Annotated in this window: 23 protein-coding genes and 1 other RNA gene; 16 read left to right on the top strand and 8 right to left on the bottom strand. The window is 59.1% G+C overall.

Translation table 11 applies throughout. The annotated features are described in order from the left end of the window. Positions 1–124 precede the first annotated feature (124 nt). Positions 125–466, top strand: a complete 342-nt coding sequence (gene bamE, locus CE636_RS09025) for an outer membrane protein assembly factor BamE (protein ID WP_004206850.1) — start codon at positions 125–127, stop codon at positions 464–466. Between the two features lie 69 nt (positions 467–535). Here bamE and CE636_RS09030 read toward each other — a convergent pair whose 3' ends face one another. After that, positions 536–826 (bottom strand): RnfH family protein, encoded by a 291-nt coding sequence (locus CE636_RS09030; protein ID WP_004206851.1) that lies wholly within the window; start codon positions 824–826, stop codon positions 536–538. After that, a complete protein-coding gene (locus CE636_RS09035) occupies positions 816–1,253 on the bottom strand; it encodes a type II toxin-antitoxin system RatA family toxin (protein ID WP_004174798.1) in 438 nt (145 codons plus the stop codon). The genes CE636_RS09030 and CE636_RS09035 overlap by 11 nt, the downstream gene beginning before the upstream one ends. A gap of 149 nt (positions 1,254–1,402) precedes the next feature. Between CE636_RS09035 and smpB the strand changes: the two genes are divergently transcribed. Together smpB and ssrA are read left to right on the top strand one after the other, a co-directional pair. Next, on the top strand, positions 1,403–1,885 hold the full coding sequence (gene smpB / locus CE636_RS09040) for an SsrA-binding protein SmpB (RefSeq protein ID WP_002914164.1): 483 nt from the start codon (positions 1,403–1,405) through the stop codon (positions 1,883–1,885). 144 nt (positions 1,886–2,029) lie between these two features. Further along, positions 2,030–2,392, top strand: a transfer-messenger RNA (tmRNA) gene (gene ssrA, locus CE636_RS09045). Positions 2,393–2,669: 277 nt separating this feature from the next. Here the strand turns inward: ssrA and CE636_RS09050 are convergent. Together CE636_RS09050 and CE636_RS09055 are read right to left on the bottom strand one after the other, a co-directional pair. Further along, positions 2,670–3,470, bottom strand: coding sequence for a hypothetical protein (locus tag CE636_RS09050; protein ID WP_017900638.1), 801 nt, complete (start codon positions 3,468–3,470; stop codon positions 2,670–2,672). Between the two features lie 134 nt (positions 3,471–3,604). After that, a complete protein-coding gene (locus CE636_RS09055) occupies positions 3,605–4,489 on the bottom strand; it encodes a LysR family transcriptional regulator (RefSeq protein WP_017900637.1) in 885 nt (294 codons plus the stop codon). 211 nt (positions 4,490–4,700) lie between these two features. Between CE636_RS09055 and CE636_RS09060 the strand changes: the two genes are divergently transcribed. Next, positions 4,701–5,273: a flavin reductase family protein gene (locus CE636_RS09060; RefSeq protein ID WP_004205767.1), complete on the top strand. Its 573-nt coding sequence runs from the start codon at positions 4,701–4,703 to the stop codon at positions 5,271–5,273. A gap of 19 nt (positions 5,274–5,292) precedes the next feature. Here CE636_RS09060 and CE636_RS09065 read toward each other — a convergent pair whose 3' ends face one another. Beyond that, a complete protein-coding gene (locus CE636_RS09065; protein ID WP_004205765.1) occupies positions 5,293–5,646 on the bottom strand; it encodes a helix-turn-helix domain-containing protein in 354 nt (117 codons plus the stop codon). Between the two features lie 333 nt (positions 5,647–5,979). Between CE636_RS09065 and oqxA the strand changes: the two genes are divergently transcribed. After that, on the top strand, positions 5,980–7,155 hold the full coding sequence (gene oqxA, locus CE636_RS09070) for a multidrug efflux RND transporter periplasmic adaptor subunit OqxA (protein WP_004205764.1): 1,176 nt from the start codon (positions 5,980–5,982) through the stop codon (positions 7,153–7,155). 23 nt (positions 7,156–7,178) lie between these two features. Further along, positions 7,179–10,331 (top strand): multidrug efflux RND transporter permease subunit OqxB, encoded by a 3,153-nt coding sequence (gene oqxB, locus CE636_RS09075; protein WP_017900634.1) that lies wholly within the window; start codon positions 7,179–7,181, stop codon positions 10,329–10,331. A gap of 68 nt (positions 10,332–10,399) precedes the next feature. On the opposite strand, the gene CE636_RS09080 is transcribed toward oqxB, so the two are convergent. Beyond that, the gene (locus CE636_RS09080) at positions 10,400–10,879 is read right to left on the bottom strand and encodes an RrF2 family transcriptional regulator (RefSeq protein ID WP_017900633.1); all 480 of its coding nucleotides are present in this window, start codon (positions 10,877–10,879) and stop codon (positions 10,400–10,402) included. Between the two features lie 413 nt (positions 10,880–11,292). After that, complete coding sequence (locus tag CE636_RS09085; RefSeq protein ID WP_004205760.1) at positions 11,293–12,204, bottom strand: LysR family transcriptional regulator; 912 nt, start codon at positions 12,202–12,204, stop codon at positions 11,293–11,295. Positions 12,205–12,319: 115 nt separating this feature from the next. Here CE636_RS09085 and speB point away from each other — a divergent pair, with 115 nt between their 5' ends. The 9 genes from speB to CE636_RS09130 all read left to right on the top strand — a co-directional run bounded on the left by speB (position 12,320) and on the right by CE636_RS09130 (position 20,880). After that, complete coding sequence (speB, locus tag CE636_RS09090; RefSeq protein WP_004205758.1) at positions 12,320–13,270, top strand: agmatinase; 951 nt, start codon at positions 12,320–12,322, stop codon at positions 13,268–13,270. Positions 13,271–13,280: 10 nt separating this feature from the next. After that, entirely contained in the window at positions 13,281–14,144 is an 864-nt protein-coding gene (locus CE636_RS09095) for a sugar phosphate isomerase/epimerase family protein (protein ID WP_004205756.1), read from the top strand. Beyond that, entirely contained in the window at positions 14,141–15,208 is a 1,068-nt protein-coding gene (locus tag CE636_RS09100) for an isopenicillin N synthase family dioxygenase (protein ID WP_017900632.1), read from the top strand. Before CE636_RS09095 ends, CE636_RS09100 begins: the two co-directional genes overlap by 4 nt. 19 nt (positions 15,209–15,227) lie before the next feature. Beyond that, positions 15,228–16,031: an ABC transporter substrate-binding protein gene (locus tag CE636_RS09105; RefSeq protein ID WP_016161662.1), complete on the top strand. Its 804-nt coding sequence runs from the start codon at positions 15,228–15,230 to the stop codon at positions 16,029–16,031. A gap of 30 nt (positions 16,032–16,061) precedes the next feature. Continuing rightward, a complete protein-coding gene (locus tag CE636_RS09110; protein ID WP_004205751.1) occupies positions 16,062–17,582 on the top strand; it encodes an amino acid ABC transporter permease/ATP-binding protein in 1,521 nt (506 codons plus the stop codon). After that, complete coding sequence (locus CE636_RS09115; RefSeq protein WP_004205749.1) at positions 17,583–18,311, top strand: class II aldolase/adducin family protein; 729 nt, start codon at positions 17,583–17,585, stop codon at positions 18,309–18,311. Between the two features lie 5 nt (positions 18,312–18,316). Continuing rightward, positions 18,317–19,249: a 2-hydroxyacid dehydrogenase gene (locus tag CE636_RS09120; protein ID WP_004205747.1), complete on the top strand. Its 933-nt coding sequence runs from the start codon at positions 18,317–18,319 to the stop codon at positions 19,247–19,249. Between the two features lie 60 nt (positions 19,250–19,309). Further along, a complete protein-coding gene (locus CE636_RS09125) occupies positions 19,310–20,104 on the top strand; it encodes an SDR family NAD(P)-dependent oxidoreductase (RefSeq protein WP_004205744.1) in 795 nt (264 codons plus the stop codon). A gap of 155 nt (positions 20,105–20,259) precedes the next feature. Continuing rightward, positions 20,260–20,880 carry a hypothetical protein gene (locus CE636_RS09130; protein WP_004205741.1) on the top strand — a complete coding sequence of 207 codons (621 nt, stop codon included), beginning with the start codon at positions 20,260–20,262 and terminating at the stop codon, positions 20,878–20,880. Between the two features lie 54 nt (positions 20,881–20,934). On the opposite strand, the gene CE636_RS09135 is transcribed toward CE636_RS09130, so the two are convergent. Beyond that, positions 20,935–21,696: a transporter substrate-binding domain-containing protein gene (locus CE636_RS09135; RefSeq protein WP_025999278.1), complete on the bottom strand. Its 762-nt coding sequence runs from the start codon at positions 21,694–21,696 to the stop codon at positions 20,935–20,937. A gap of 549 nt (positions 21,697–22,245) precedes the next feature. On the opposite strand from CE636_RS09135, the gene CE636_RS09140 reads away from it, so the two are divergent. Beyond that, positions 22,246–22,797, top strand: a complete 552-nt coding sequence (locus CE636_RS09140; RefSeq protein ID WP_017900630.1) for a fimbrial protein — start codon at positions 22,246–22,248, stop codon at positions 22,795–22,797. The last annotated feature ends 41 nt before the right edge of the window (positions 22,798–22,838 follow it).

A 22,838-nucleotide genomic window follows, 5' to 3' on the forward strand; every position in this document is an offset into this window, starting at 1 on the left:
ATAGTGAACAGCAAATTGCCTGCTGACCGCAGCCGGAGGTTTCCATCGGCGCGAAGGTCTATTATTATCGGCATATTACAGATGAGCCACGTACTGCTCGGGCCCAAAAAGGAATCAAATCACTATGCGCTGTAAAACGCTGACTGCTGCCGCAGCGGTTCTTCTTATGTTGACCGCAGGCTGTTCCACTCTGGAACGAGTGGTTTACCGTCCTGACATCAACCAGGGTAACTATCTGGCACCTAACGATGTAGCAAAAATTCGTGTCGGTATGACGCAACAGCAGGTTGCTTATGCTCTCGGAACGCCAATGATGTCGGATCCGTTCGGCACCAACACCTGGTTCTATGTATTCCGTCAGGAGCCGGGCCACGAGAAAGTGACTCAGCAGACCCTGACCCTGACCTTCAACAATGGCGGCGTGTTAACCAACATTGATAACAAGCCCGCGCTGACCAGTCAGTAAGGCCCGGAAAAGCAAAAAGCGCTCAATGAGCGCTTTTTTTATGGCTGATAGCCGGTCTGCTGCTGCGGGTTACTTCGCGGCGTTTTTCTCCGCCCGCTGGCGACGCAGCTCTTTTGGATCTGCGATCAGCGGACGATAGATTTCCACCCGGTCGCCGTCATGGACTTCGTCGTGCAGCTTAACCGGACGACTGTAGATACCCAGCTTGTTTTTCGCCAGATCGATGTCATCACGCAGCGCCAGCAGACCGCTGGCGATAATCGCCTGCTCGACCGTCGCCCCCTCGTCCAGGGTGACCCGCTGCAGATACTGCTTTTCAGGCAGCGCGTAGGCGACTTCAACACGAATATTAGCCGGCACTGTAAACCTCTTTGGCGCGCGAAGTGAACGCCTGCACCATGTTGGCGGCCAGCTCTTTGAAGATCCGACCAAAAGCCATCTCAATCAGTTTATTGGTAAACTCGAAATCGAGATGGAATTCGATTTTGCACGCCTCGGGGCTCAGCGGAATAAACTTCCAGCCGCCAATCAGCTTCTTGAACGGGCCATCCACCAGGCTCATCAAAATGCTCTGGTTGCTGGTCAGTGTATTCCGGGTCGTGAAGGTCTTACTGATGCCGGCTTTGGACACATCAACCGCCGCCGTCATTTGCGTCGGCCCCAATTCCAGCACGCGGCTACCGGTGCAGCCTGGCAGAAAATCAGGATAGGACTTCACATCGTTTACCAGTTGATACATCTGTTCCGCGCTGAAAGGCACCAGCGCAGTACGGCTAATCTGAGGCATAGCAGGTTCCACATTTAAACACAGTGCAAATAATATCATTTATCTGCTGCTAAAAAAAACGCTGTGCCGCAACTCGTGCTAAGATGCGCAGTACACCTCGCAGGATGCGATCGAGGTAACTGTGTATAAGACGATGACTTCAGGACATTATGACTAAGAAAAAAGCCCACAAACCTGGATCAGCCACCATTGCGCTGAATAAACGCGCCCGTCACGAATACTTTATCGAAGATGAATACGAGGCTGGTCTCGCCCTGCAGGGCTGGGAAGTCAAATCCCTGCGTGCAGGCAAAGCCAACATCGGCGATAGCTATGTCATCCTGAAGGATGGCGAAGCCTTCCTGTTCGGCGCCAACTTTACGCCTATGGCCGTGGCTTCCACCCACTATGTCTGCGACCCGACGCGCACCCGTAAGCTGCTGCTCAACCAGCGTGAGCTGGACACGCTGTACGGCCGCATTAACCGCGAAGGTTACACCGTCGTCGCCCTGTCGCTGTACTGGAAGAACGCCTGGTGCAAAGTGAAAATCGGCGTCGCCAAAGGTAAGAAACAGCACGACAAGCGTACCGACCTGAAAGATCGTGAATGGGCGCTGGATAAGGCGCGTATTATGAAGCACGCCGGACGCTAACCCCCTCCCCTGAGGGCCAGCTTTCGCTGGCCCTTACGCTATATCTTTGTTGATGCTGCTTTTTCGTCCACCCCTGCTGAAAGAATCCTGCGTGATGGGGCTGGTAACGACATTCACAAATCTGTTATACTTGACCTACACATTGGGGCTGATTCTGGATTCGACGGGATTTGCGAAACCCAAGGTGCATGCCGAGGGGCGGTTGGCCTCGTAAAAAGCCGCAAAAAATAGTCGCAAACGACGAAAACTACGCTTTAGCAGCTTAATAACCTGCTCTGAGCCCTCTCTCCCTAGCTTCCGCTCTTAAGACGGGGATCAAAGAGAGGTCAAACCCAAAAGAGATCGCGTGGATGCCCTGCCTGGGGTTGAAGCGTTAAATCTAATCAGGCTAGTTTGTTAGTGGCGTGTCTGTCCGCAGCTGGCAAGCGAATGTAAAGACTGACTAAGCATGTAGTGCCGAGGATGTAGGAATTTCGGACGCGGGTTCAACTCCCGCCAGCTCCACCAAAATTCTCCGTCGGTGATTACCAGAGTCATCCGATGAAGTCTTAATAGCCCGCATGGCGCAAGCCCTGCGGGCTTTTTTGTACCCTCAATTTGTCCCGCGAAGTCCGAAGAGAACTAATTAAATCCGAACCTTTTAGGCCCATTGATAGGCCCAACGAAAAGCTCTGTTGTTTTCGCGCTACCAATTACCCGCCACCCCCCTCTCAGAACTAGACCTCCCACGACACTCGCACAACCCTTTCACCCTCCGGTCGCGTTAGCGGCCGGAGTGATAGGTTTACCCCTTGTCAGAATACGCGTCCAGCATGGCAAGGACCGCCCGACGCGCCGCATCGTCTGCGATATTGTCAGGCAGCGCATCAGCCCGCAGAGTGACATAAGCATCAGCAGCCCTTCGAATGGCAATCCCGACAGAGTGACGATCGTGCGTTGCCAGGGTGGAAGTCAGCAGGCCATCGGGATCAATGCCGAGGGCTTCTATTCGGCGAACGCCACGTTGCGGTAGATTGGCGCGACGGAACAGCATCGGCCCCAGCACTTGTTCCCGGAAGAAGGACAGCATCCCCAGCGCTTCGAAGAGTTCGCCCCTGCCCAGTTTAACCACGGCATAATGCAGCCAGATCCAGGCTCGGGACTCAAACCACTCCGGCGTCATGTTCGGCCGGTGCGCGCTAAATTTTGCCAGCTGTCGCTCGAGAGCATCGTGATCTCGGGTAAATAGCACGGCAGGCTCTTCAACGCGCTGAGTGAGCATGTCCAGGGTGATAAATTTCAGATCGACATGCAGAAGTTGCGGGCCAAACAGGCAGATCAGCAGGCGAGGCTCACCGACGTGTTCCCCGGTGAAAGCATGTAGCAGATGGCCGAGGGTTCCGGCGAACGCCATACGCTGAGCCATGATTTCGTCATAATAGAGAGGGTCGACCACCACCACGAAATCGAGATCGGAGTATTGATCAAACCCGCCATGGATAAACGAGCCGCCGGCGAGAAGGGCGTGGATCCGCGAATCAGACTGTAATTTAAGCTTCAGTTGCTCTGCAAAACTTCTGTGTAAATCGGGTAGCGTATTCAGCATGCTTTTTCCTGTTCACAAAAAAGACAAAGCATTACAGAATATCGAGTGATTGATCGGCAGACCAGATATTTCTGCTGGAACCCTCCCCTCCCTGGCGAGGCTCCCGACGCGCTATATCGTAAGCAATACCTCCCTCAAACCACCTCCCGCATCCACTCAGCAAACGCCCGCACGGCGGGAGAGAGAAAGCGCTGGTGCGGATAGAGCAAAGTGACGGGTACCGGGGGCGGCTGCCAGTCCGCCAGCACTTCCACCAGCCTCCCCTCCCGCAGGTGGTCAGCAACGATATTCTCCGCCAGCTGCGCCAGCCCAAATCCTGCCAGGCACATTTTTATATAAAGCCCCGTTTCATTCACCGCGGCGGTGCCGCTGACGGGTACAGAAAAAGTCTCGCCGTGGCGAAGGAAGCGGAACTCATCGGCCCGCCTCGCCTGGCCGGAGAAATAATGCACGGCCCGGTGCTGAGAGAGCGCCTCCGGTGATGGCGGCACGCCATATTCCCTGAGATAGTCCGGTGACCCGCAGGTGACCCAGCGAAAGCGGCCCAGAGGCCGGGCCACCAGGCTGGAGTTGTTCAGCTCTCCCGTGCGTATCACGCAGTCGACGCCTTCCTGAATAAGATCGACCTGCCGATCGCTGACCCCGATCATCAGGTAGATATCAGGGTAACGTCGGTAAAAGTCTTGCAGATGGGGCATGACGATGAAATGCGCGATGCCCGCGGGCATATCAACCCGCAGGCGCCCCTGAGGCCGCGCCACAGACTCGCTCAGGCTGGATTCGCTATGTTCGATGAGGGCGAGAATTTCCCGGCACTGCGCCAGATACTGCATCCCTTCCGGAGTCAGGCTCACCCGCCTTGTGGTCCGGTTCAGCAGCCGCACCTTCAGGTATTTCTCAAGGTTTTTAATGGTACTGGTGACAGTGGAGGCTGGCAGGGAAAGGGTTTCCGCGGCACGCACGAAGCTCCCTGCCTCCGCGACGCGCACAAACATCTGCATAGCCTGGATACGATCCACCTTCTTTCTCTCCTGTAGCGAGCAGCTTACCGACAGATGGCATGATTATTCGTTAATTATGAATAATGAAAACAATTTACGCACCTTTTTGCGCTTAATCGCCTGGCGTATCGTTGCACGGTGGATGACGAATGAAGGGTTGAAAATGACCATGACCTCAACAAATATCCATACAATCAACAAATTAAATAACACGTATAAAGGAAAAATCATGTCCGTTCAGGCTGTCGAATTACGTAAGGCCTATCGTTTATTGCAGGTCGGGTCCACCACCATGATTTCCGCAAAATATGATGGCGTCGAAAATGTCATGTCAGCCGCCTGGGTTGGGTTGGCAGGCGAGCGAAAAGTGGTGGCCTATATCGGCACCCAGGCCTTCACTCGTCAGCTGGTGGAAAAGAGCGGCTATTTCGTCGTGCAGATCCCCGTAGTCAGCCAGATGGCAACCGTCCTCTACGCTGGCGGGCGCAGCTATGCCGATGCGCCGGATAAAAACGACACCATCCCCTTCTTTTATCAGCCAGGGTTCGATCTCCCCCTTGTCGCAGGCTGCGCGGGCTGGCTGGTGTGCAAAGTGATGCCTTACCCGGACATCCAGCAACAGCACAATCTGTTTATGGGCGACATCGTCGCCGCCTGGAGCGATGACCGGGTATTCCGCAACGGACACTGGATCTTTGATGATGCACCGGACGAACTACGGACCGTTCACTATGTCGCAGGCGGGCAGTTCTATGCCATCGGCAAAGGCAGCAAATTCGATCATGGACCGGGTAAGGACTGACCCTCCCCGGTCATGAAGATCACTGACGAGATGTCTGCGCGGCAGAGCGGCTGATACTCCGGCGCCAGACGCCGGGCGCCTGGCCATACTGGCGCTTGAAGCTGCGGTTGAAGGACTGCTGGGAGTCAAAGCCGAGGGCGATCGCCACGTTGAGGATCGGCTCGTTGCTGTGGGCTAAGCGTTCAACCGATTTTTGCAGCTTTTGCGCCCGGATATACTCCCCGAGGGGGTGCCCGGTATGTTCTTTGAAGATCCGCTGCAGGTGCCACTTCGAATAGCCGGCTCGCCGGGCAACGGTATCAATATCCAGACGGCTATCAAGATGGTTGTCGATCCAGTCGATCAGATCCTGAATGATGGCGCCAGTGTTCATCATATTTCCCCCTCGCGGCCGGTTAAAAGCATCTTTAGCAGTTGCATTAAAAGGTGGCCTGGTTTTACACAAAATGCAAGTTTTATTGTTGCATTTAAAACCCTGCCAGGATCGCGCCTTTTTTCTCCGGTGAGGATCGCACATAAAGTGCAACAATTATTCTTGCACTTAGTTAAGCGCCTTCCTACAATCGCCGCGATAGTGTATTCGAAATTGTTACAATTTTGTGGCGATGATCGACACAAATGGCCTTAAGCCAGCCCGGACAAAGGAAGTGGCGCAGCCTCTCAGGCTGCGTCTTGCCCGGCGGCTACAATGACTGGAATAAAAATAATGAGCCTGCAAAAAACCTGGGGAAACATTCACCTGACCGCGCTCGGCGCGATGATGCTCTCCTTTCTGCTCGTCGGCTGCGACGACAGCGTCGCACAAAACGCCGCGCCGCCCGCGCCGGCCGTCAGCGCCGCTAAGGTGTTGGTGAAGTCGATCAGTCAGTGGGATAGTTTTAACGGTCGCATTGAAGCGGTGGAGAGCGTTCAGCTCCGCCCCCGCGTCTCGGGATATATTGATAAAGTGAATTATACCGACGGCCAGGAGGTGAAAAAGGGCCAGGTGCTGTTCACGATAGACGACAGAACCTATCGCGCCGCGCTGGAGCAGGCGCAGGCGACGCTGGCGAGAGCCAAAACGCAGGCCAGCCTGGCGCAAAGCGAGGCGAACCGCACCGATAAATTAGTGCATACCAACCTCGTCTCCCGTGAAGAGTGGGAGCAGCGTCGGTCAGCCGCGGTTCAGGCGCAGGCCGATATTCGCGCCGCGCAGGCGGCGGTGGATGCCGCGCAGCTTAACCTCGACTTCACCAAAGTGACTGCCCCTATCGACGGCCGCGCCAGCCGCGCGCTGATCACCAGCGGCAATCTTGTCACGGCGGGCGACACCGCCAGCGTGCTCACCACCCTGGTCTCGCAGAAGACGGTGTATGTCTACTTTGACGTCGACGAGTCAACCTACCTCCACTATCAGAATCTCGCCCGCCGCGGGCAAAGCGCCTCCAGCAATAATCAGGCGCTTCCGGTGGAGATTGGCCTGGTTGGCGAGGAGGGCTACCCCCATCAGGGCAAAGTGGATTTTCTCGATAATCAGTTAACGCCGAGCACCGGCACCATCCGCATGCGCGCCCTGCTGGATAACTCGCAGCGGCTGTTCACGCCGGGGCTGTTTGCCCGCGTGCGTCTTCCGGGCAGCGCGGCGTTCCAGGCTACGCTTATCGACGACAAAGCGGTGCTCACCGATCAGGACCGCAAATATGTCTATATCGTTGATAAAGATGGCAAAGCGCAGCGACGTGATATCACGCCGGGGCGGCTGGTCGACGGTTTACGCATCGTGAAGCAGGGTCTGAAGCCTGGGGATAGCGTCATCGTTGACGGCTTACAAAAAGTGTTTATGCCGGGTATGCCGGTTAACGCCAAAACCGTTGCCATGACCCCCAGCGCCGCCCTCAACTGATCCCTTATCAGAGAATCCAAGACATGGACTTTTCCCGCTTTTTTATCGACAGGCCCATTTTCGCCGCAGTGCTGTCGATTTTAATTTTTATCACCGGGTTAATCGCCATCCCGCTGCTGCCGGTGAGCGAATATCCTGACGTCGTGCCGCCCAGCGTGCAGGTGCGCGCGGAGTATCCCGGCGCCAACCCGAAAGTGATCGCCGAGACCGTGGCGACGCCGCTGGAGGAAGCGATCAACGGCGTTGAAAACATGATGTACATGAAATCGGTCGCCGGCTCCGACGGCGTGCTGGTGACCACCGTGACCTTCCGCCCGGGTACCGACCCGGATCAGGCGCAGGTTCAGGTGCAGAACCGGGTCGCGCAGGCCGAGGCGCGTCTGCCGGAGGATGTGCGCCGTCTGGGGATCACCACCCAGAAACAGTCCCCGACGCTGACCCTGGTGGTACATCTGTTTTCGCCTAACGGTAAGTACGACTCGCTGTATATGCGCAACTACGCCACGCTGAAGGTGAAGGATGAGCTGGCGCGCCTGCCCGGCGTCGGCCAGATCCAGATATTTGGCTCCGGCGAATACGCGATGCGCGTCTGGCTGGATCCCAACAAGGTGGCCGCCCGCGGTCTGACGGCCTCGGATGTGGTGACGGCGATGCAGGAGCAGAACGTCCAGGTCTCCGCCGGTCAGCTTGGCGCCGAGCCGCTGCCGCAGGAGAGCGACTTCCTGATCTCGATTAACGCCCAGGGCCGTCTGCATACCGAAGAAGAGTTTGGCAATATCATTCTGAAAACGGCGCAGGACGGCTCGCTGGTCCGCCTGCGCGACGTGGCGCGCATCGAGATGGGTTCCGGTAGCTATGCGCTGCGCTCCCAGCTCAACAATAAGGATGCGGTCGGGATCGGTATCTTCCAGTCCCCTGGGGCTAACGCCATCGATTTGTCGAACGCCGTGCGTGCCAAAATGGCCGAGCTGGCCACCCGCTTCCCGGAAGATATGAAATGGGCGGCGCCGTACGACCCGACGGTTTTCGTCCGCGACTCCATCCGCGCGGTGGTGCAGACGCTGCTGGAGGCGGTCGTGCTGGTGGTGCTGGTGGTGATCCTGTTCCTGCAGACCTGGCGCGCATCGATTATCCCGCTGATCGCGGTGCCGGTATCGGTGGTCGGTACCTTCAGCATTCTCTATCTGCTGGGCTTCTCGCTGAATACCCTGAGTCTGTTCGGGCTGGTACTGGCGATTGGTATCGTGGTGGATGACGCCATCGTGGTGGTGGAAAACGTCGAGCGCAATATCGAAGAGGGGCTTGCGCCGCTTGCCGCGGCGCATCAGGCGATGCGAGAGGTCTCCGGGCCGATTATCGCTATTGCGCTGGTGCTGTGCGCGGTGTTCGTGCCAATGGCGTTTCTCTCAGGCGTTACCGGTCAGTTCTACAAGCAGTTTGCGGTGACCATCGCCATCTCCACGGTGATCTCGGCCATCAACTCGCTGACGCTCTCCCCGGCGCTGGCGGCCCTGCTGTTAAAGCCGCACGGCGCGAAGAAAGACCTCCCTACCCGGCTGATCGATCGTCTGTTTGGCTGGATTTTCCGTCCGTTTAACCGCTTTTTCCTGCGCAGCTCGAACGGCTATCAGGGGCTGGTGAGTAAAACCCTCGGTCGCCGTGGCGCAGTGTTTGTGGTGTACCTGCTGCTGCTCTGCGCCGCAGGGGTGATGTTTAAAGTCGTTCCCGGCGGATTTATTCCCACCCAGGACAAACTGTACCTGATTGGCGGCGTGAAGATGCCGGAAGGTTCGTCGCTGGCGCGCACCGATGCGGTGATCCGCAAAATGAGCGAGATCGGGATGAATACCGAAGGGGTCGATTATGCGGTCGCCTTCCCCGGTCTTAACGCGCTGCAGTTCACCAACACGCCGAATACCGGGACGGTCTTTTTTGGCCTGAAACCGTTCGACCAGCGCAAACACTCGGCGGCGGAAATCAATGCGGAAATCAACGCTAAAATCGCGCAAATCCAGCAGGGCTTTGGCTTCTCCATCCTGCCGCCGCCGATTTTAGGACTGGGTCAGGGCTCCGGCTACTCCCTTTACATCCAGGATCGCGGTGGGCTGGGCTATGGCGCGCTGCAAAGCGCGGTGAATGCCATGTCCGGGACGATTATGCAGACGCCGGGGATGCACTTCCCGATCTCGACCTACCAGGCTAACGTGCCGCAGCTGGACGTGCAGGTCGATCGCGATAAGGCGAAAGCGCAGGGGGTATCGCTGACCGATCTGTTCGGCACGCTGCAGACCTATCTCGGCTCGTCTTATGTCAATGACTTTAACCAGTTCGGGCGTACCTGGCGCGTGATGGCCCAGGCTGACGGACCATACCGCGAGAGCGTGGAAGATATCGCCAATCTGCGCACCCGCAATAATCAGGGCGAAATGGTGCCGATCGGCAGTATGGTGAATATCAGTACCACCTACGGGCCGGATCCGGTGATCCGCTACAACGGTTATCCGGCGGCGGACCTGATTGGCGATGCCGATCCGCGCGTTCTCTCCTCCTCGCAGGCGATGACGCTGCTGGACGCCATGTCTAAACAGGTGCTGCCGAATGGGATGAATATTGAATGGACGGATCTCAGCTTCCAGCAGGCCACCCAGGGCAACACGGCGCTGATCGTCTTCCCGGTGGCGGTGCTGCTGGCTTTCCTCGTGCTGGCGGCGCTGTATGAAAGCTGGACCCTGCCGCTGGCGGTGATCCTTATCGTGCCGATGACGATGCTCTCCGCGCTATTTGGCGTCTGGCTGACCGGGGGAGATAACAACGTCTTCGTGCAGGTGGGGCTGGTGGTCCTGATGGGCCTGGCCTGTAAAAACGCCATTCTGATCGTCGAGTTTGCCCGCGAGCTGGAGATTCAGGGCAAAGGCATCATGGAGGCCGCGCTGGAGGCGTGCCGCCTGCGTCTGCGCCCGATTGTGATGACCTCCATCGCCTTTATCGCCGGGACCATTCCGCTGATCCTCGGCCACGGCGCAGGAGCGGAAGTTCGCGGCGTCACCGGGATCACGGTGTTCTCCGGGATGCTGGGGGTGACGCTGTTCGGTCTGTTCCTGACACCGGTGTTTTACGTGACGCTACGGAAACTGGTGACCCGCAGTAAGCCGATCCAGGAGGATCTGCCCGCCTAGCCTGCAGCAGATAACAAAAAACCGCCTTCACAATTTGAAGGCGGTTTTTTTTCGTCACCAGAAAATGATTAATGCGCTTTTTTAAAGCGGGCGATCATTTCCGGTACCGGGTCGCAGCCGCTGGTATCGGCGTTTTTGAGCGCCTCCAGCGCGCTGGCCACGGTATGGCGAGCGAGGACGTTGAGCGAAGCCTGCTCCGCTTCGTCAGCGACCGATTTGAAGTACCAGCAGGCGTTGGCGCTGACCACGCAGCGGGCCGGGACCTCAGGACGCGACGCCCACAGTTTTTTATCTTCGATAACGGAAAGGTAGATATCACGCAGAGTGATTTTGTCCGCCGGGCGGCCAAGATGAATAGAGCCGTGGCGGCCAAGCGTGGAGACAATGATGCCGTCACGGGTGAGCGGAACCATTAATTTGCGGATAAAGCTCGGGTTGGCTTCCAGGCCGTAGGCCAGAATCGCACTCGTTGAACGTTCACCCATCTGCTCCGCCATTGCTACGCTGAGAACCATCTGCAAAGCTGTCGGGAAGCGGTAATCTAACATGGTTTTGTCCTGGGTTGCGGTGAATCTTGTTCTTTTTGGCACCGCAGAGGTGAGTAATCAATGAACAACAATATAACAAATACGGGAATTTTTTTGAAGCAATCTGCGGTTAGCCTGCGAAGTAAATTTTCTGATTTCACGGTCAAAAGCGGGGCAAACACAGATTCCCTTTCGTACCGTTTTATTAAACGCAAACGCCATCGTTTATTCCGCTAGCCGCGCCCTGCCGCCAGGCGACCTGTCCACACCTGCGGCGCCTAACCCTGTGGATAACCTGGAGGCAGTTGCCTGGCAGCCGCAGCCCGGGCGGGCTACCGGCTGCCGTTCGTTTTTTGAACAGGGAAACCGCCCCCGCCGGGCAGCGCGCTTAGGGCGAAAACCGCCACCACGGCGGAGGGAAGCGCCCGCCCCGCTTAATAATTCCACTTCGGCCGCGCCACCGTGTTCTTCTTCAGCAGATCGCGGAACGCTTTCAGATAGGGTTCATTGCTGCGCCCGCGCTTACAGATAGCCGAGAACGGCGACTGAAAGCCAAACTCGTTGGGCAGCAGCACCCGCAGGCGGTTCTCTTTGATCCACGGCCAGGCGTAATGCTCCGGCAGATAGCCAATATATTTTCCCGAGAGGATCAGCAGCAGCTGGGCGTCGACGGTCTCAACGGTGGCGCTGCCTTTGCTGAAGCCCCGGCGACGGAGATCGCTGGTGTTCCAGTAGCTGCGGGTCACCAGCGGGCACTGGCTGATCTGCTCTTTATCGAGCTGGCGGCTGAAGAACATCGGGTGCAGATCGCTGCAGTAGAGCCAGTGCTGCTCGCGGTACAGCGGCTCGCTGATGATGTTATGCACCTGCGAGTTGTAGCTGCCGATGGCCAGGTCGATATGGTTGTTCAGCACCCCGTTCAGTTGCTCCGCCGGGGTGCGAATAATCAGTTTGATATGCACATGGGGAAATTTGTCGCTGAAGCTACGCAGAACCACCGGCAGCGAGAGCGCCGTTTCGGTCTCGATGGAGTCGAGCGTCGAGATGCACAGGGTGCCGCTGTGCTCCCCTTTAAGCAGGGCCGACTGCCGCTCCAGCTCATTGAGTTCGCTCAGCACGCGGATCGCCTGCTGTAAAAACTGCTGACCTTTCTCGGTCAGGGAAAAGCCGCCGCGCCCGCGCTGACAGAGGGTGAAGCCGAGCTGTCCCTCCAGTTGCGACATCGCATTGCTGATGGCGGAGACCGAAATGCCCAGCTCCTGCTGGGCCCGGCTGTAGCTCTCCAGGCGCGCCACCGCCTCGAAAACCTGCAGCTGGCGAATATTGAGGCTGGCGTCATTATGCATCGTATTTAGTTCACCAATAAATGAACTGAGTATTTACGCCAGACGATGTAAAGTCCAGCGCGGGTTGCGCACTATCTCTCCTGTTACGTTTCATCCGTCAGATTCAGGAGCAGACATGGATAACCTCTTTCACCAACCGCAGGGTGGCAATGAGATGCCACGCTTCGCCGGCCGCGCCACGATGATGCGCCTGCCGTTTATCGAAGATTTACAGGGACTTGATGCGGCGTTTGTCGGCATTCCGCTGGATATCGGCACCTCGCAGCGCTCAGGTACGCGCTACGGACCACGCTATATTCGCGCCGAATCGGTGATGATCCGTCCGTACAATATGGCGACCGGCGCCGCGCCGTTCGACTCGCTGTCGGTGGCCGACATCGGCGATGTGCCGATCAATACCTACAGTTTGCTCAAATCGGTGCAAATTATCGAAGATTACTACACCGGTTTGAATAGTTATCCGCTGATCCCCCTCACCCTCGGCGGGGACCATACCATTACCCTGCCGATCCTGCGGGCGCTGACCAAAAAACATGGGCCGGTGGGGCTCATCCATGTCGACGCCCATACCGACACCAATGATGAGATGTTCGGTGAGAAAATCGCCCACGGCACCACCTTCCGCCGCGCCGTTGAGGAGGGACTGCTCGACCTCAAACGGGTGGTGCAGATTGGCCAGCGCGCCCAGGGCTACGCCGCCGGCGACTTCCAGTGGGGCGTTGACCAGGGCTTTCGCCTGGTGCAGGCGGAGCAGTGCTGGCATATCTCGCTGGCGCCGCTGATGGCCGAAGTCCGCCAGCAGATGGGCGACGGGCCGGTGTATCTCAGTTTTGATATCGACAGCCTCGATCCCATCTGGGCTCCGGGAACCGGCACGCCGGAAGTCGGCGGTCTGACCTCCATTCAGGCGCTGGAGATCGTCCGCGGCTGCCGCGGCCTGAACCTGATTGGCGCCGATCTGGTCGAGGTCTCGCCCCCCTACGACGTGAGCGGTAATACCTCCCAGCTGGCGGCCAACCTGCTGTACGAGATGCTCTGCGTCCTGCCCGGCGTGAAGTACGCCTGAGGAAGCCGCCATGGAGCTGAAATGCTTTCGCACCCTCTGGGGAGTGACGACCCCCTGGCCGCAAACGCTGGATGAACTGCAGCGCGTCGGCTGCTGTGGTATCGAAGCCCGCGTCCCGTTGACGGCGGAGGAGCGGCGGCAGCTCGCCGACCGCCTGCAGGCGTCGGGGCTGGAGTATATCGCCATCCTCTTCAGCGGCGGTGGGGTGCTCCCCGCCCAGCATGAAACGCCGGAACAGCATCTGGCGCGCCTGCAGACCCGCTTCGCCGAGGCCAGCGGCCTCAACCCGCGCTTTGTCAATCTGCTGGCGGGCAACGATCGCTGGCCGCTGGCGCAGCAGGTCGATTTTCTCGGCAAGGCGCACGAGCTGGCCGCCGGGTTTGGGTTGACCTGCAGCTTTGAAACCCATCGCGCCACCTCGCTGTACAGCCCGTGGCTCACCCTGGAGATCGTTCAGCAACTTCCCCAGTTGCGCTTTACCGCCGACATCAGCCACTGGGTGGTGGTTAGCGAGCGCTTGCTGGATGACCCCTGCGATGACTTCAGCGCCTTTATCGACCGCGTGCATCACGTGCAGGCCCGGGTGGGCTACGACCAGGGGCCGCAGGTGCCGCACCCGGCGGCGCCGGAGTATCAGCCGGCGCTGGCCTTTGCCGAGCGCTTCTGGGAGCAAATCTGGCATTCACAGCGCCGGCGCGGCTATCAGCAAACTACCCTGACGCCGGAGTTTGGCGCCGACGGCTATCTGCACCACCTGCCGTTCACCAACGTTCCGGTGGCCGATCTCTGGTCGCTCAACGCCTGGATGGCCGCGCGCCAGCAGGCCCACTTTCAGCAGTTTTTAACGCTCACTGAACAGGAACCGCAGCCATGACCGCCGTGAAGCACGCTTTTACTGAACTCCCGACCATCGATATCCGCGATCTGGCCGGCGACGATCTCGCCAGGCGCCAGGCGGTGGCCGACGCCATCGGCCGCGCGGCGCGCGAGGTGGGCTTTTTCTACATCACCGGCCACGGCATCGACCCGGCGCTGATCGCCGGCGTCCGCGAGGCGGCGAAGCAGATCTTCGCCCTGCCGATGGAGGAGAAGATGAACTACTACATCGGCCGCTCCAAAAGCCATAAGGGCTACGTCCCGGAAGGAGAAGAGATCTACGGCGCCGGCAAGCCGGACCATAAAGAGGCGTTCGATATCGGCTTCCAGGCGGCGGACGACCATCCGCTGGTGCTCGCCGGTACACCGCTGATCGGCGCCAACGAGTGGCCCGATCTGCCGGATTTCCGCGCGCGGGTGCTGGCCTACTACGATGCGGTCTTCGCCCTCGGCCACCGCCTGTTCGACGCTTTCGCCCTCGCGCTCGGCCTGCCGGAAGGGTATTTCAAACCGATGGTGACCTGCCCGCCGGCTAAGCTGCGGCTAATCCATTACCCGTTCGACGCCAGCGTCGAAGATGTTCCCGGAATTGGTGCACACACCGACTATGAGTGCTTCACCCTGCTGCTCGCCGACCAGCCCGGGCTTGAAGTGCTCAATGAAGAAAGCGTGTGGATCGACGCGCCTCCCGTCACGAACGCCGCCGGAGAAGAGGCGTTCGTGATCAATATCGGCGACATGCTGGAAGTGCTCAGCGCTGGCACATTTGTTGCTACAGCCCACCGGGTGCGCAAAGTGCCGCAGGAGCGGTACTCCTTCCCGCTGTTTTTCGCCTGCGATTACCACACGCTGATCCGCCCGCTACCGACCTTTCTGGCCGCCGGCGAAGCCAGCGAATATCAGGAGCTCAGCATCGGAGAGCATATGTGGAGCCAGGCCCTGCAAACCTATCGCTACCTGCGCGAAAAGGTCAATCGCGGTGAACTTCAGCTACCGGAGCGCGCGCGCGGCACCAATACGTTTGGCCATTTGAAAAAACAGGCTCAGCAAAAAAACCCCTAACCACCCGTGAGGATCCATGATGACTAGCACCCTGAAAAAAATCTCGCGCCGTGTCGCGCTTACCCTCGCCGTCAGCGCCTGTTTTTCCCCTGTCACCCAGGCGGCGGAACTGCTGACCGAGGGCGTCTTTAAGGTGGGGATGGAGGTCACCTACCCGCCGTTTGAGTCCTATGACAGCAATAACAACATCGTCGGTCTCGACCCGGATTTCGCCGCGCTGATCGCCCAACATCTGCAGGCCAAACCGCAGCTGATCGACACCAAGTTCACCAGCCTGATCCTCGGCATCGGCAAGAAATATGATGCGGTGATCTCCGGGATGTACGTGACGCCGGAACGCCAGAAACAGGCCGACGCCATCCCTTACGCCCTCTCCGGCGCGTCGATCATCGCCCTGAAGGGCGGCGCGGTGCAGCCGAAAACCGAAGATGAGCTGTGCGGTGTGAAGGTCGGCCTGCAGGCAGGCACCACCTGGGTGACCAGCCTGAAAAAACACTCCGATGAGTGGTGCCTGAAAAACGGTAAACCGGCCATCACCATTCAGGAGTTCCCGACGGCGCCGGAAGCCTCGCAGGCGCTGCTGTCGAAGAACATCGGCGCCCAGCTTGAGATTGCCCCGGCGGCGCAGATCATCGTCGACAAGAGCCGCGGCCGCCTGGGGATAAGCTCTACGCGCCTGGTCTACCCGCTGCCGCTGGGGATCTACGTCGCCAAAGGTAACACCGAGCTGGCGGAGGCGATTAAGGCCACCCTGGCCACGCTGAAAGCCAACGGCCAATATGCCGCGCTGATCAAAAAATACAACTTAGAAAGCATCGATTAAGACAATAAGCACTGCGCAACAGGAGTCGGTATGGCGTTCGATTGGGGATACTTTTTTTCACTGTTTAGCATTGGAGCATTCTGGCAGGCGTGCGTGACCGTGATCGTGGTCAGCACCTTGTCCTGGGGGATCGGCCTGGTGGTCGGTTTTCTGTTAGCCTGCGCGAAGCTCTCCGCGCCGCGCTGGGTCAAGATCCCCGTCGAACTCTATATCTGGTTTTTTCGCAGCGTGCCGCTGATGGTGCTGCTGGTGTTTGTCTACAACCTGCCGCAGCTGTTTCCGGTGACCCAGCCGCTACTCGGGGTGCCGTTTATCGCCGGGCTGGTGTCGATGACCGTCACCGAAGCGGCCTATATGGCGGAGATCCACCGCGGCGGCCTGCTGTCGGTGGCCAAGGGGCAGAGCGAGGCGGGCCATGCGCTGAGCTTCAGCTTTATCGGCATCCAGCGGCTAATTATTATTCCTCAGGCGTTTCGCATCTCGCTGCCGACGCTGATCAATGAATACATCACCATCATTAAGCTGAGCTCGATTCTGTCGGTGGTCTCCTTACCCGAGCTGCTGCTCACCGGCCAGCGCTTGTACGCGCAAAATTTCCTCGTGATGGAGACGCTGCTGGCGGTGGCGGTGTACTACGTCATGGTGGTTACCGTCTTCACCTGGCTGTTCCGGGGGCTGGAGAATAGCCTCGATATTCAGCGCAAGCGTCCGCAAACCCTCAGCGAGGCGGAATGCCAGGCGCTGCGCCAGAGCCTGCCGGCGCTGACGGAGGAGATCAAAACTCCGGCCGTCAACGGCGCGCCGCCGGCGCTGGATCTGCGGGGCATCCGCAAATCCTGGGGTCAGCATGAGGTGCTGAAAGGCATCGACCTACAGGTGGAGAATGGGGAGGTGATCTGCATCATCGGCCCGTCCGGCTCAGGCAAAACGACCCTGATCCGCACCATCAACGCCCTCGAAAGTATTGATGGCGGGGAGATCATTCTCTACGGCGAGGACTACCTGAAAGGCGGAGCCATCGTCGATAAACGCCAGATGCGCGCCGGGGTGCGGCGTATCGGCATGGTCTTCCAGAGCTTCAACCTGTTCCCCCACCGCACGGTGCTCGACAACGTGATGCTGGCTCCGCGCTACCACCAGCTGCTGGATCAGCCGGTCGCCCGCGAGCAGGCCCTGGCGCTGCTCGACCGCGTCGGTCTGCTGGCCCACGCCCACAAATACCCCGGCCAGCTCTCCGGCGGCCAGCAGCAGCGCGTGGCGATCGCCCGGGCGCTGGCGCTGAAGCCGGACATCATGCTGTTTGACGAACCGACCTCAGCGCTGGATCCCGAGCTGGTGGGCGAGGTGCTGAAGGTCATTCAGTCGCTGGCCCGCGAAGGCATGACCATGCTGATTGTCACCCACGAGATGGATTTTGCCCTGTCGATTTCCGACCGCGTGGTGCTGATGGAGAACGGCGTGGTGCAGGCCGACATCGCCCCGCAGGTGATCCGCAGCCCGCTGGAGGCCCCTTCTCTGCAACGAATCCGTGAATTTATGGGAGTACGCTAAATGGCAACTGAGCAACACCTGCGCCAGCAGCTGGCCGCCGCCTACCGGCTGGCGGCGCTGTTCGGCTGGGAGGATACCCTCTACACCCACTTCTCCGTGCGCCTGCCCGGCGATGGCGAGCCGCGTTTTTTAATTAACCCCTTCGGCATGATGTTTGACGAAGTCACCGCCAGCAACCTGATCGTGGTGGATATGCAGGGCAAGGTCGTAGAGGGCGAGGCGCCGGCTAACTCGGCGGGCTTCACCATCCACAGCGCGGTGCATATGGCCCGGGAAGACGCCCACTGCGTGATCCACACCCATACCCTGCCGGGGATGGCGGTGGCCGCCTGCGAGGACGGCCTGCTGCAGCTCAACCAAATCAGCACCGAGTTTTACCAGCGCGTCGGCTACCATCCCTATGAAGGGGTGGCCTTTGACCTCGACGAACGGGCGCGCATTCAGCGCTCGCTGGGGAATAACATCGCCATGATCCTGCAGAGCCACGGCCTGCTGTCGGTGGGCCGCACCGTGGCCGATGCGTTTTACATCATGTACTACCTGAACCGCGCCTGCGAGATCCAGATGGCCACCGCCCAGCTGGCGGCCCTCAGCCCGATCCACACCATCGCCCCGCACCTTAGCCAGCACGCCTGCGAGCAGCTGATGGGCGTGGAGCATGAACGTCAACAGGTCTGGCAGGCGTGGTTGCGCCGTCTTGACCGTCTCGATACTTCTTACAAAGACTAACGCCTATGTCCGATATCACTATCGTGGTGGATTGTAACGACGCGGATTTCGCCCGCGATATCTGCGCCGCCCTGCAGCAGTTTCCCGACGTCACCGCGCTCCTGCCCCATCACCAGGCGGCGCGCGGCGCGCAGTACGCCAGCTGCTGGTTCCCTAGCCCGCAGCTGTTGACCCGCTCGCCAGGGCTGAAGCTAATCCAGGCCGCGTCCGCCGGGGTCGATCATCTGCCGCCCGCGCTGTTCGCCAGCGATATCCCGCTGTGCCGGGTGATCGATGAGGACTTTCGTCACGGCATGTTCGAATATGCCCTGTGGGGCGTGCTGTGGTTCCAGCGTTATTTTGACCGGGCGCTGGCCCACCAGCGGACCCAAACCTGGAAGCTCTATCCCCAGCGCGCCGCCGCCGACTTCCATATCGGCATTATGGGACTCGGCGAAATTGGCGGCTATATCGCCGACCAGCTGGCCCGCCTTGGCTATCGGGTCTCCGGCTGGTCGCGCAGTGAGAAGCAGCTGGCTGGCGTCACCTGCTACCGCGGCGAGGAGGCGCTCGACAGCTTCCTCGGGTCGCTTGACGGGCTGATTAACCTCCTGCCCCTCACCGCGCAGACCCGGGGTATTCTCGCCGCGCCGCTCTTCAGCCGGCTTCCCGCCGGGGCGGTGTTAATCAACTGCGGGCGTGGAGAGCATATGGTCAATGAGGATGTGCTGGCGGCGCTGGAGAGCGGCCAGCTCGCCGGAGCGGTGCTCGACGTCTTCCCGCAGGAGCCATTGCCGGCGGACGATCCGCTGTGGCGCCATCCGCAGGTGGTGATCACCCCGCATATGGCCTCTGCGGCCCCTGCCGAGGTGATCGCCCGCCAGCTGCTGGAGAACATTCAGCGCCAGCGTCGCGGGCTGCCGCTCAAAAACCTGGTCAATAAGCACGCCGGTTACTGATCCTCACCGATACCGCCGCTGCTACGCTTAATGGGAGATCCACAACCAGAAGGCAGGAACATGAAGATTGATTTATCGGGGAAAGTCGCGCTGGTCACCGCCTCCACGGCGGGTATTGGCTTTGCTATCGCCAAAGGCCTGGCGGAGAGCGGCGCAGAGATCATCCTTAACGGGCGCAGCGAGCAGAGTGTGAACGCCGCGATCGCCCGCTTGCAAAATGAGGTGCCGGGGGCGAAAGCGCGCTCCGCCGTCGCCGACCTCAGCGGCGCCGACGGCGCGGCACAGCTGCTGCAGGCCGTGACCGGCGTCGATATTCTGGTCAATAACGCCGGGATCTACGGCCCGCAGGATTTTTACGCCACCGACGACGCGACCTGGGAAAACTACTGGCAGACCAACGTCATGTCCGGCGTGCGCCTGTCGCGAGGGCTGCTGCCGGCGATGGTCAGTAAAGGCTGGGGGCGGGTGGTGTTTATCTCCTCGGAATCGGCGCGCAATATCCCGGCGGACATGATCCACTATGGCGTCACCAAGACCGCCCAGCTGTCGCTGGCCCGCGGCCTGGCGAAATATGTCGCCGGCAGCGGAGTGACCGTTAACAGCGTGCTGCCGGGGCCGACGATTTCCGACGGCTTTGCCGAAATGCTGAAAGACGAAGTGGCGAAAACCGGCCAGTCGCTGGAGGAACTGGCGAAAGCGTTTGTCATGACCCATCGTCCGAGTTCGGTGATCCAGCGGGCGGCCTCGGTGGAAGAGGTCGCCAATATGGTGGTTTACGTCTGCTCGCCGCAGGCGTCGGCCACCTCCGGCGCCGCGCTGCGCGTTGACGGCGGCGTGGTGGATGATATTCTCTGACGCCTCTCATTCAGGGGAGTCCCCCTCCCCTGTCGCCTTTCCCGGCGCTAAAAAGCGCAAAATGTTAAAAAACAGCCGCAAAGTCGCACAAAGTGAACAGGAACATGTATTCCCAAAACTTATGATATTTGTTTTAACTATAAGTTGTGGTGTTAATGTCTCTGTTACGAAGCTTGCTTTTCTTTCTCGGCGCGGCGGTCGCAGCCGCTCTCGCGGTACTCTGCCTGTGGGTGGATATTCGGGTATTTGGCAACGACATCCCGGAGGTGTCGCTGACTGAAGTGGTGCAGGAGAGCGTGCTGGCCGTCATCGTACTGGTTCACTTCCTGCTGGCGCGCAACTACCCCCACTTACGCTACAGCAATATCCTCATCGGCGGCTTCTTCCTCGCCATGCTGATCCGTGAGCTGGATGGCCTGTTTGATTTACTTTCCCATGGCAGCTGGGTGTGGTTTGCCCTGCTGGCCACCGCGGGGTCGCTGCTGGCGCCGCTGCGCCATCTGCGTCAGACCCTGTCGCAGCTGGCGGCTTATACCCGCACGCCCTATTACGGCATGATGATCAGCGGCCTGCTGGCGATTCTGGTCTTCTCGCGGCTGTTCGGCATGCACGGCCTGTGGTACGCCGTACTGAATGAGAACTTCGCCCGGGTGGTGAAAAATACGGTGGAGGAAGGCAGCGAGTCGTTTGGCTATATGCTGTGCCTGACCGCCACCCTCGGCTACGCCTGCTACTTCCGCGGTCTGGCGCGACAGGCGCTGTCGCCGCAGGGCTGACTGCGGCCGATAACCACCGCCGGACGCGCCCGCCGGCGGTGACGCGCCGCCGCGTTAACCGCGAATTTTCCATTTCCGTTTGAGAACCTCTTTGTCCTGGCTATCCAGCCACTGGTTCACTTTCTCCAGCAGCGCCGGATTATCTTTACTCATCATATACACCTTATCGCTGGCGGTGCCGGCGAACGGCGTCTCGTTGGCGACGCAGAACACACCGGGTTCTTTGCTCTGGTAATAGTCGCCTTCGATCAGATCGGTCACCATCATATCGGCCGTTTTCTGCCGCAGCGCCTCCAGATTATCGACGTTGTTCTGTATGCGAATAATCTGCGCCTGCTTAATATGCTCATCGACAAAGCTCTGGTTTGTGCCGCCAGGGTTGACGACCACCTTCACCTCCGGACGGTCAATCTTCTCCAGCGATCCAAGCCGTGGCGCAGCCTGACAGTTGGCTAAGGCGATTTTACCGTTCGCCACCACCGGGTGGCTGAGGGCGAAGTCCTTCGCCCGCGCCGGCGTCTGCGTCACGCCGCCCATCGCAATATCGAATTTGTCCGCCTGCAGATCGGCGGCGAGCGCGGGCCAGCTGGTGTAGACGAAGCTCACCTTCAGCCCCAGCGTGCGCCCGAGATCGCGGGCCATGTCGACGTCATAGCCCTGCAGCTCGCCGGCGGCATTGCGAAACGCCAGCGGGGCGTAGTCGCCCGGCACGCCGACCTTCAGTTCACCGCTGCGCTCGATGGTTTGCATATCGCGCGCCTGGGCGCCGCAGGTCATTATCGCCAGCGTCAGCGCCAGCCCCACCGTCAGTTTCATCTCGCCATCCTTATTGTTATCGGGTTTGCGCGCCGGGGTGGCGGGCCGCTTCTCAGTCAGCACCCTCCGCCGCGCGTAACAGGGAATTCATCCTATTTTTAAATTCCGGGACATACAACCCGGCGTGGCGGTTGCCGATCGCAAATCTGACAACGAAACAGGGCTACGCCCGGTGAATGATTTCTCATCCGCCGGGCGTAGCCTTACGCCAGCGATCGTATTTTCCAGCCTGACGTGATGTCGAAATTAGGTTCAAAAACAGCAGCAGGAAAAATCTAACTCATTGTATTAAAATAACAAAACATTTTATCTCGCGATATTCCCCCTTCCACTCTGGTCATTGTCCGTCTTATTTACTCCGCTATTTTCCCACGCTAATATCCCGGTAAAGCGATAATAAATAACATGCGCAGATTATTTCCAGACGTAAATAAATTGGTAAGTTAAATAAATTAATTAAAAACATATCCAGTGCAAATAATTCCCCCCTGACGCGGCAGAATTCATGCTCTGGCGATCTGTTTTATCGGCACTACAGAAGGAAAGAAAATGAAATTAATCTCGCTGTGTCTGGCGACATTGGTTGCCGGACTGGTTGCCGGCCCGGTTGGCGCGGCAGACGGCACGCTGAACTTTATCGGTAAGGTTGTGAACGGGGCATGCAAGCTTGAGGGAGCGGGCGATAACGGGGTCATCAACGTCAGCATGGGCGACATTCCGCTGTCGCGGCTGAAAAACAGTCAGTCTGGCACCGGGCCGGCGGTAGGTGTCGATATTCGCGTCAAAGATTGTGAGAAAGGCACCTACTATATTGTGGTGGATGGCCCCACCCCCGCCGGCATGCCTGAACATCGCGTACTGGCCCTCGACGGCCGCGGCAAGCCAGCCGGCAACGTAGGAATTCTGCTCACCGACCGTACAGGCACTCCGCTCAGCCTCGATGAACGCATCGATCCGCAACACGATCCCCGCATTGAGATCCCGGTGGACGGCGGCTCCGGCACCTTCAGGCTCAAAGCTTTCTACTACACCTGGGATAAAGCCCACATGGATCCTGGCGACGGCAACGCGACGGCCCGGTTTACCATTATGCAGGAATAGCTTTCCGGTCAGGGATGAAACGTCGACGTAAAGGAAGCGAT

The organism is Klebsiella sp. LY (assembly GCF_004010915.1).
Taxonomy (GTDB): Bacteria; Pseudomonadota; Gammaproteobacteria; order Enterobacterales; family Enterobacteriaceae; genus Klebsiella; species Klebsiella quasipneumoniae.

Excerpts from the sequence above, each read along its gene's own strand:
- CE636_RS09035 (WP_004174798.1), bottom strand. The coding sequence starts at position 1,253 with ATGCCTCAGATTAGCCGTACTGCGCTGGTGCCTTTCAGCGCGGAACAG.
- CE636_RS09105 (WP_016161662.1), top strand. The coding sequence starts at position 15,228 with ATGACTAGCACCCTGAAAAAAATCTCGCGCCGTGTCGCGCTTACCCTC.
- oqxA (WP_004205764.1), top strand. The coding sequence starts at position 5,980 with ATGAGCCTGCAAAAAACCTGGGGAAACATTCACCTGACCGCGCTCGGC.
- CE636_RS09065 (WP_004205765.1), bottom strand. The coding sequence starts at position 5,646 with ATGAACACTGGCGCCATCATTCAGGATCTGATCGACTGGATCGACAAC.
- oqxB (WP_017900634.1), top strand. The coding sequence starts at position 7,179 with ATGGACTTTTCCCGCTTTTTTATCGACAGGCCCATTTTCGCCGCAGTG.
- bamE (WP_004206850.1), top strand. The coding sequence starts at position 125 with ATGCGCTGTAAAACGCTGACTGCTGCCGCAGCGGTTCTTCTTATGTTG.
- CE636_RS09120 (WP_004205747.1), top strand. The coding sequence starts at position 18,317 with ATGTCCGATATCACTATCGTGGTGGATTGTAACGACGCGGATTTCGCC.
- CE636_RS09115 (WP_004205749.1), top strand. The coding sequence starts at position 17,583 with ATGGCAACTGAGCAACACCTGCGCCAGCAGCTGGCCGCCGCCTACCGG.
- CE636_RS09130 (WP_004205741.1), top strand. The coding sequence starts at position 20,260 with ATGTCTCTGTTACGAAGCTTGCTTTTCTTTCTCGGCGCGGCGGTCGCA.
- CE636_RS09125 (WP_004205744.1), top strand. The coding sequence starts at position 19,310 with ATGAAGATTGATTTATCGGGGAAAGTCGCGCTGGTCACCGCCTCCACG.
- CE636_RS09100 (WP_017900632.1), top strand. The coding sequence starts at position 14,141 with ATGACCGCCGTGAAGCACGCTTTTACTGAACTCCCGACCATCGATATC.
- CE636_RS09135 (WP_025999278.1), bottom strand. The coding sequence starts at position 21,696 with ATGAAACTGACGGTGGGGCTGGCGCTGACGCTGGCGATAATGACCTGC.
- CE636_RS09085 (WP_004205760.1), bottom strand. The coding sequence starts at position 12,204 with ATGCATAATGACGCCAGCCTCAATATTCGCCAGCTGCAGGTTTTCGAG.
- CE636_RS09140 (WP_017900630.1), top strand. The coding sequence starts at position 22,246 with ATGAAATTAATCTCGCTGTGTCTGGCGACATTGGTTGCCGGACTGGTT.
- CE636_RS09110 (WP_004205751.1), top strand. The coding sequence starts at position 16,062 with ATGGCGTTCGATTGGGGATACTTTTTTTCACTGTTTAGCATTGGAGCA.
- CE636_RS09050 (WP_017900638.1), bottom strand. The coding sequence starts at position 3,470 with ATGCTGAATACGCTACCCGATTTACACAGAAGTTTTGCAGAGCAACTG.
- smpB (WP_002914164.1), top strand. The coding sequence starts at position 1,403 with ATGACTAAGAAAAAAGCCCACAAACCTGGATCAGCCACCATTGCGCTG.
- CE636_RS09080 (WP_017900633.1), bottom strand. The coding sequence starts at position 10,879 with ATGTTAGATTACCGCTTCCCGACAGCTTTGCAGATGGTTCTCAGCGTA.
- CE636_RS09060 (WP_004205767.1), top strand. The coding sequence starts at position 4,701 with ATGTCCGTTCAGGCTGTCGAATTACGTAAGGCCTATCGTTTATTGCAG.
- speB (WP_004205758.1), top strand. The coding sequence starts at position 12,320 with ATGGATAACCTCTTTCACCAACCGCAGGGTGGCAATGAGATGCCACGC.
- CE636_RS09095 (WP_004205756.1), top strand. The coding sequence starts at position 13,281 with ATGGAGCTGAAATGCTTTCGCACCCTCTGGGGAGTGACGACCCCCTGG.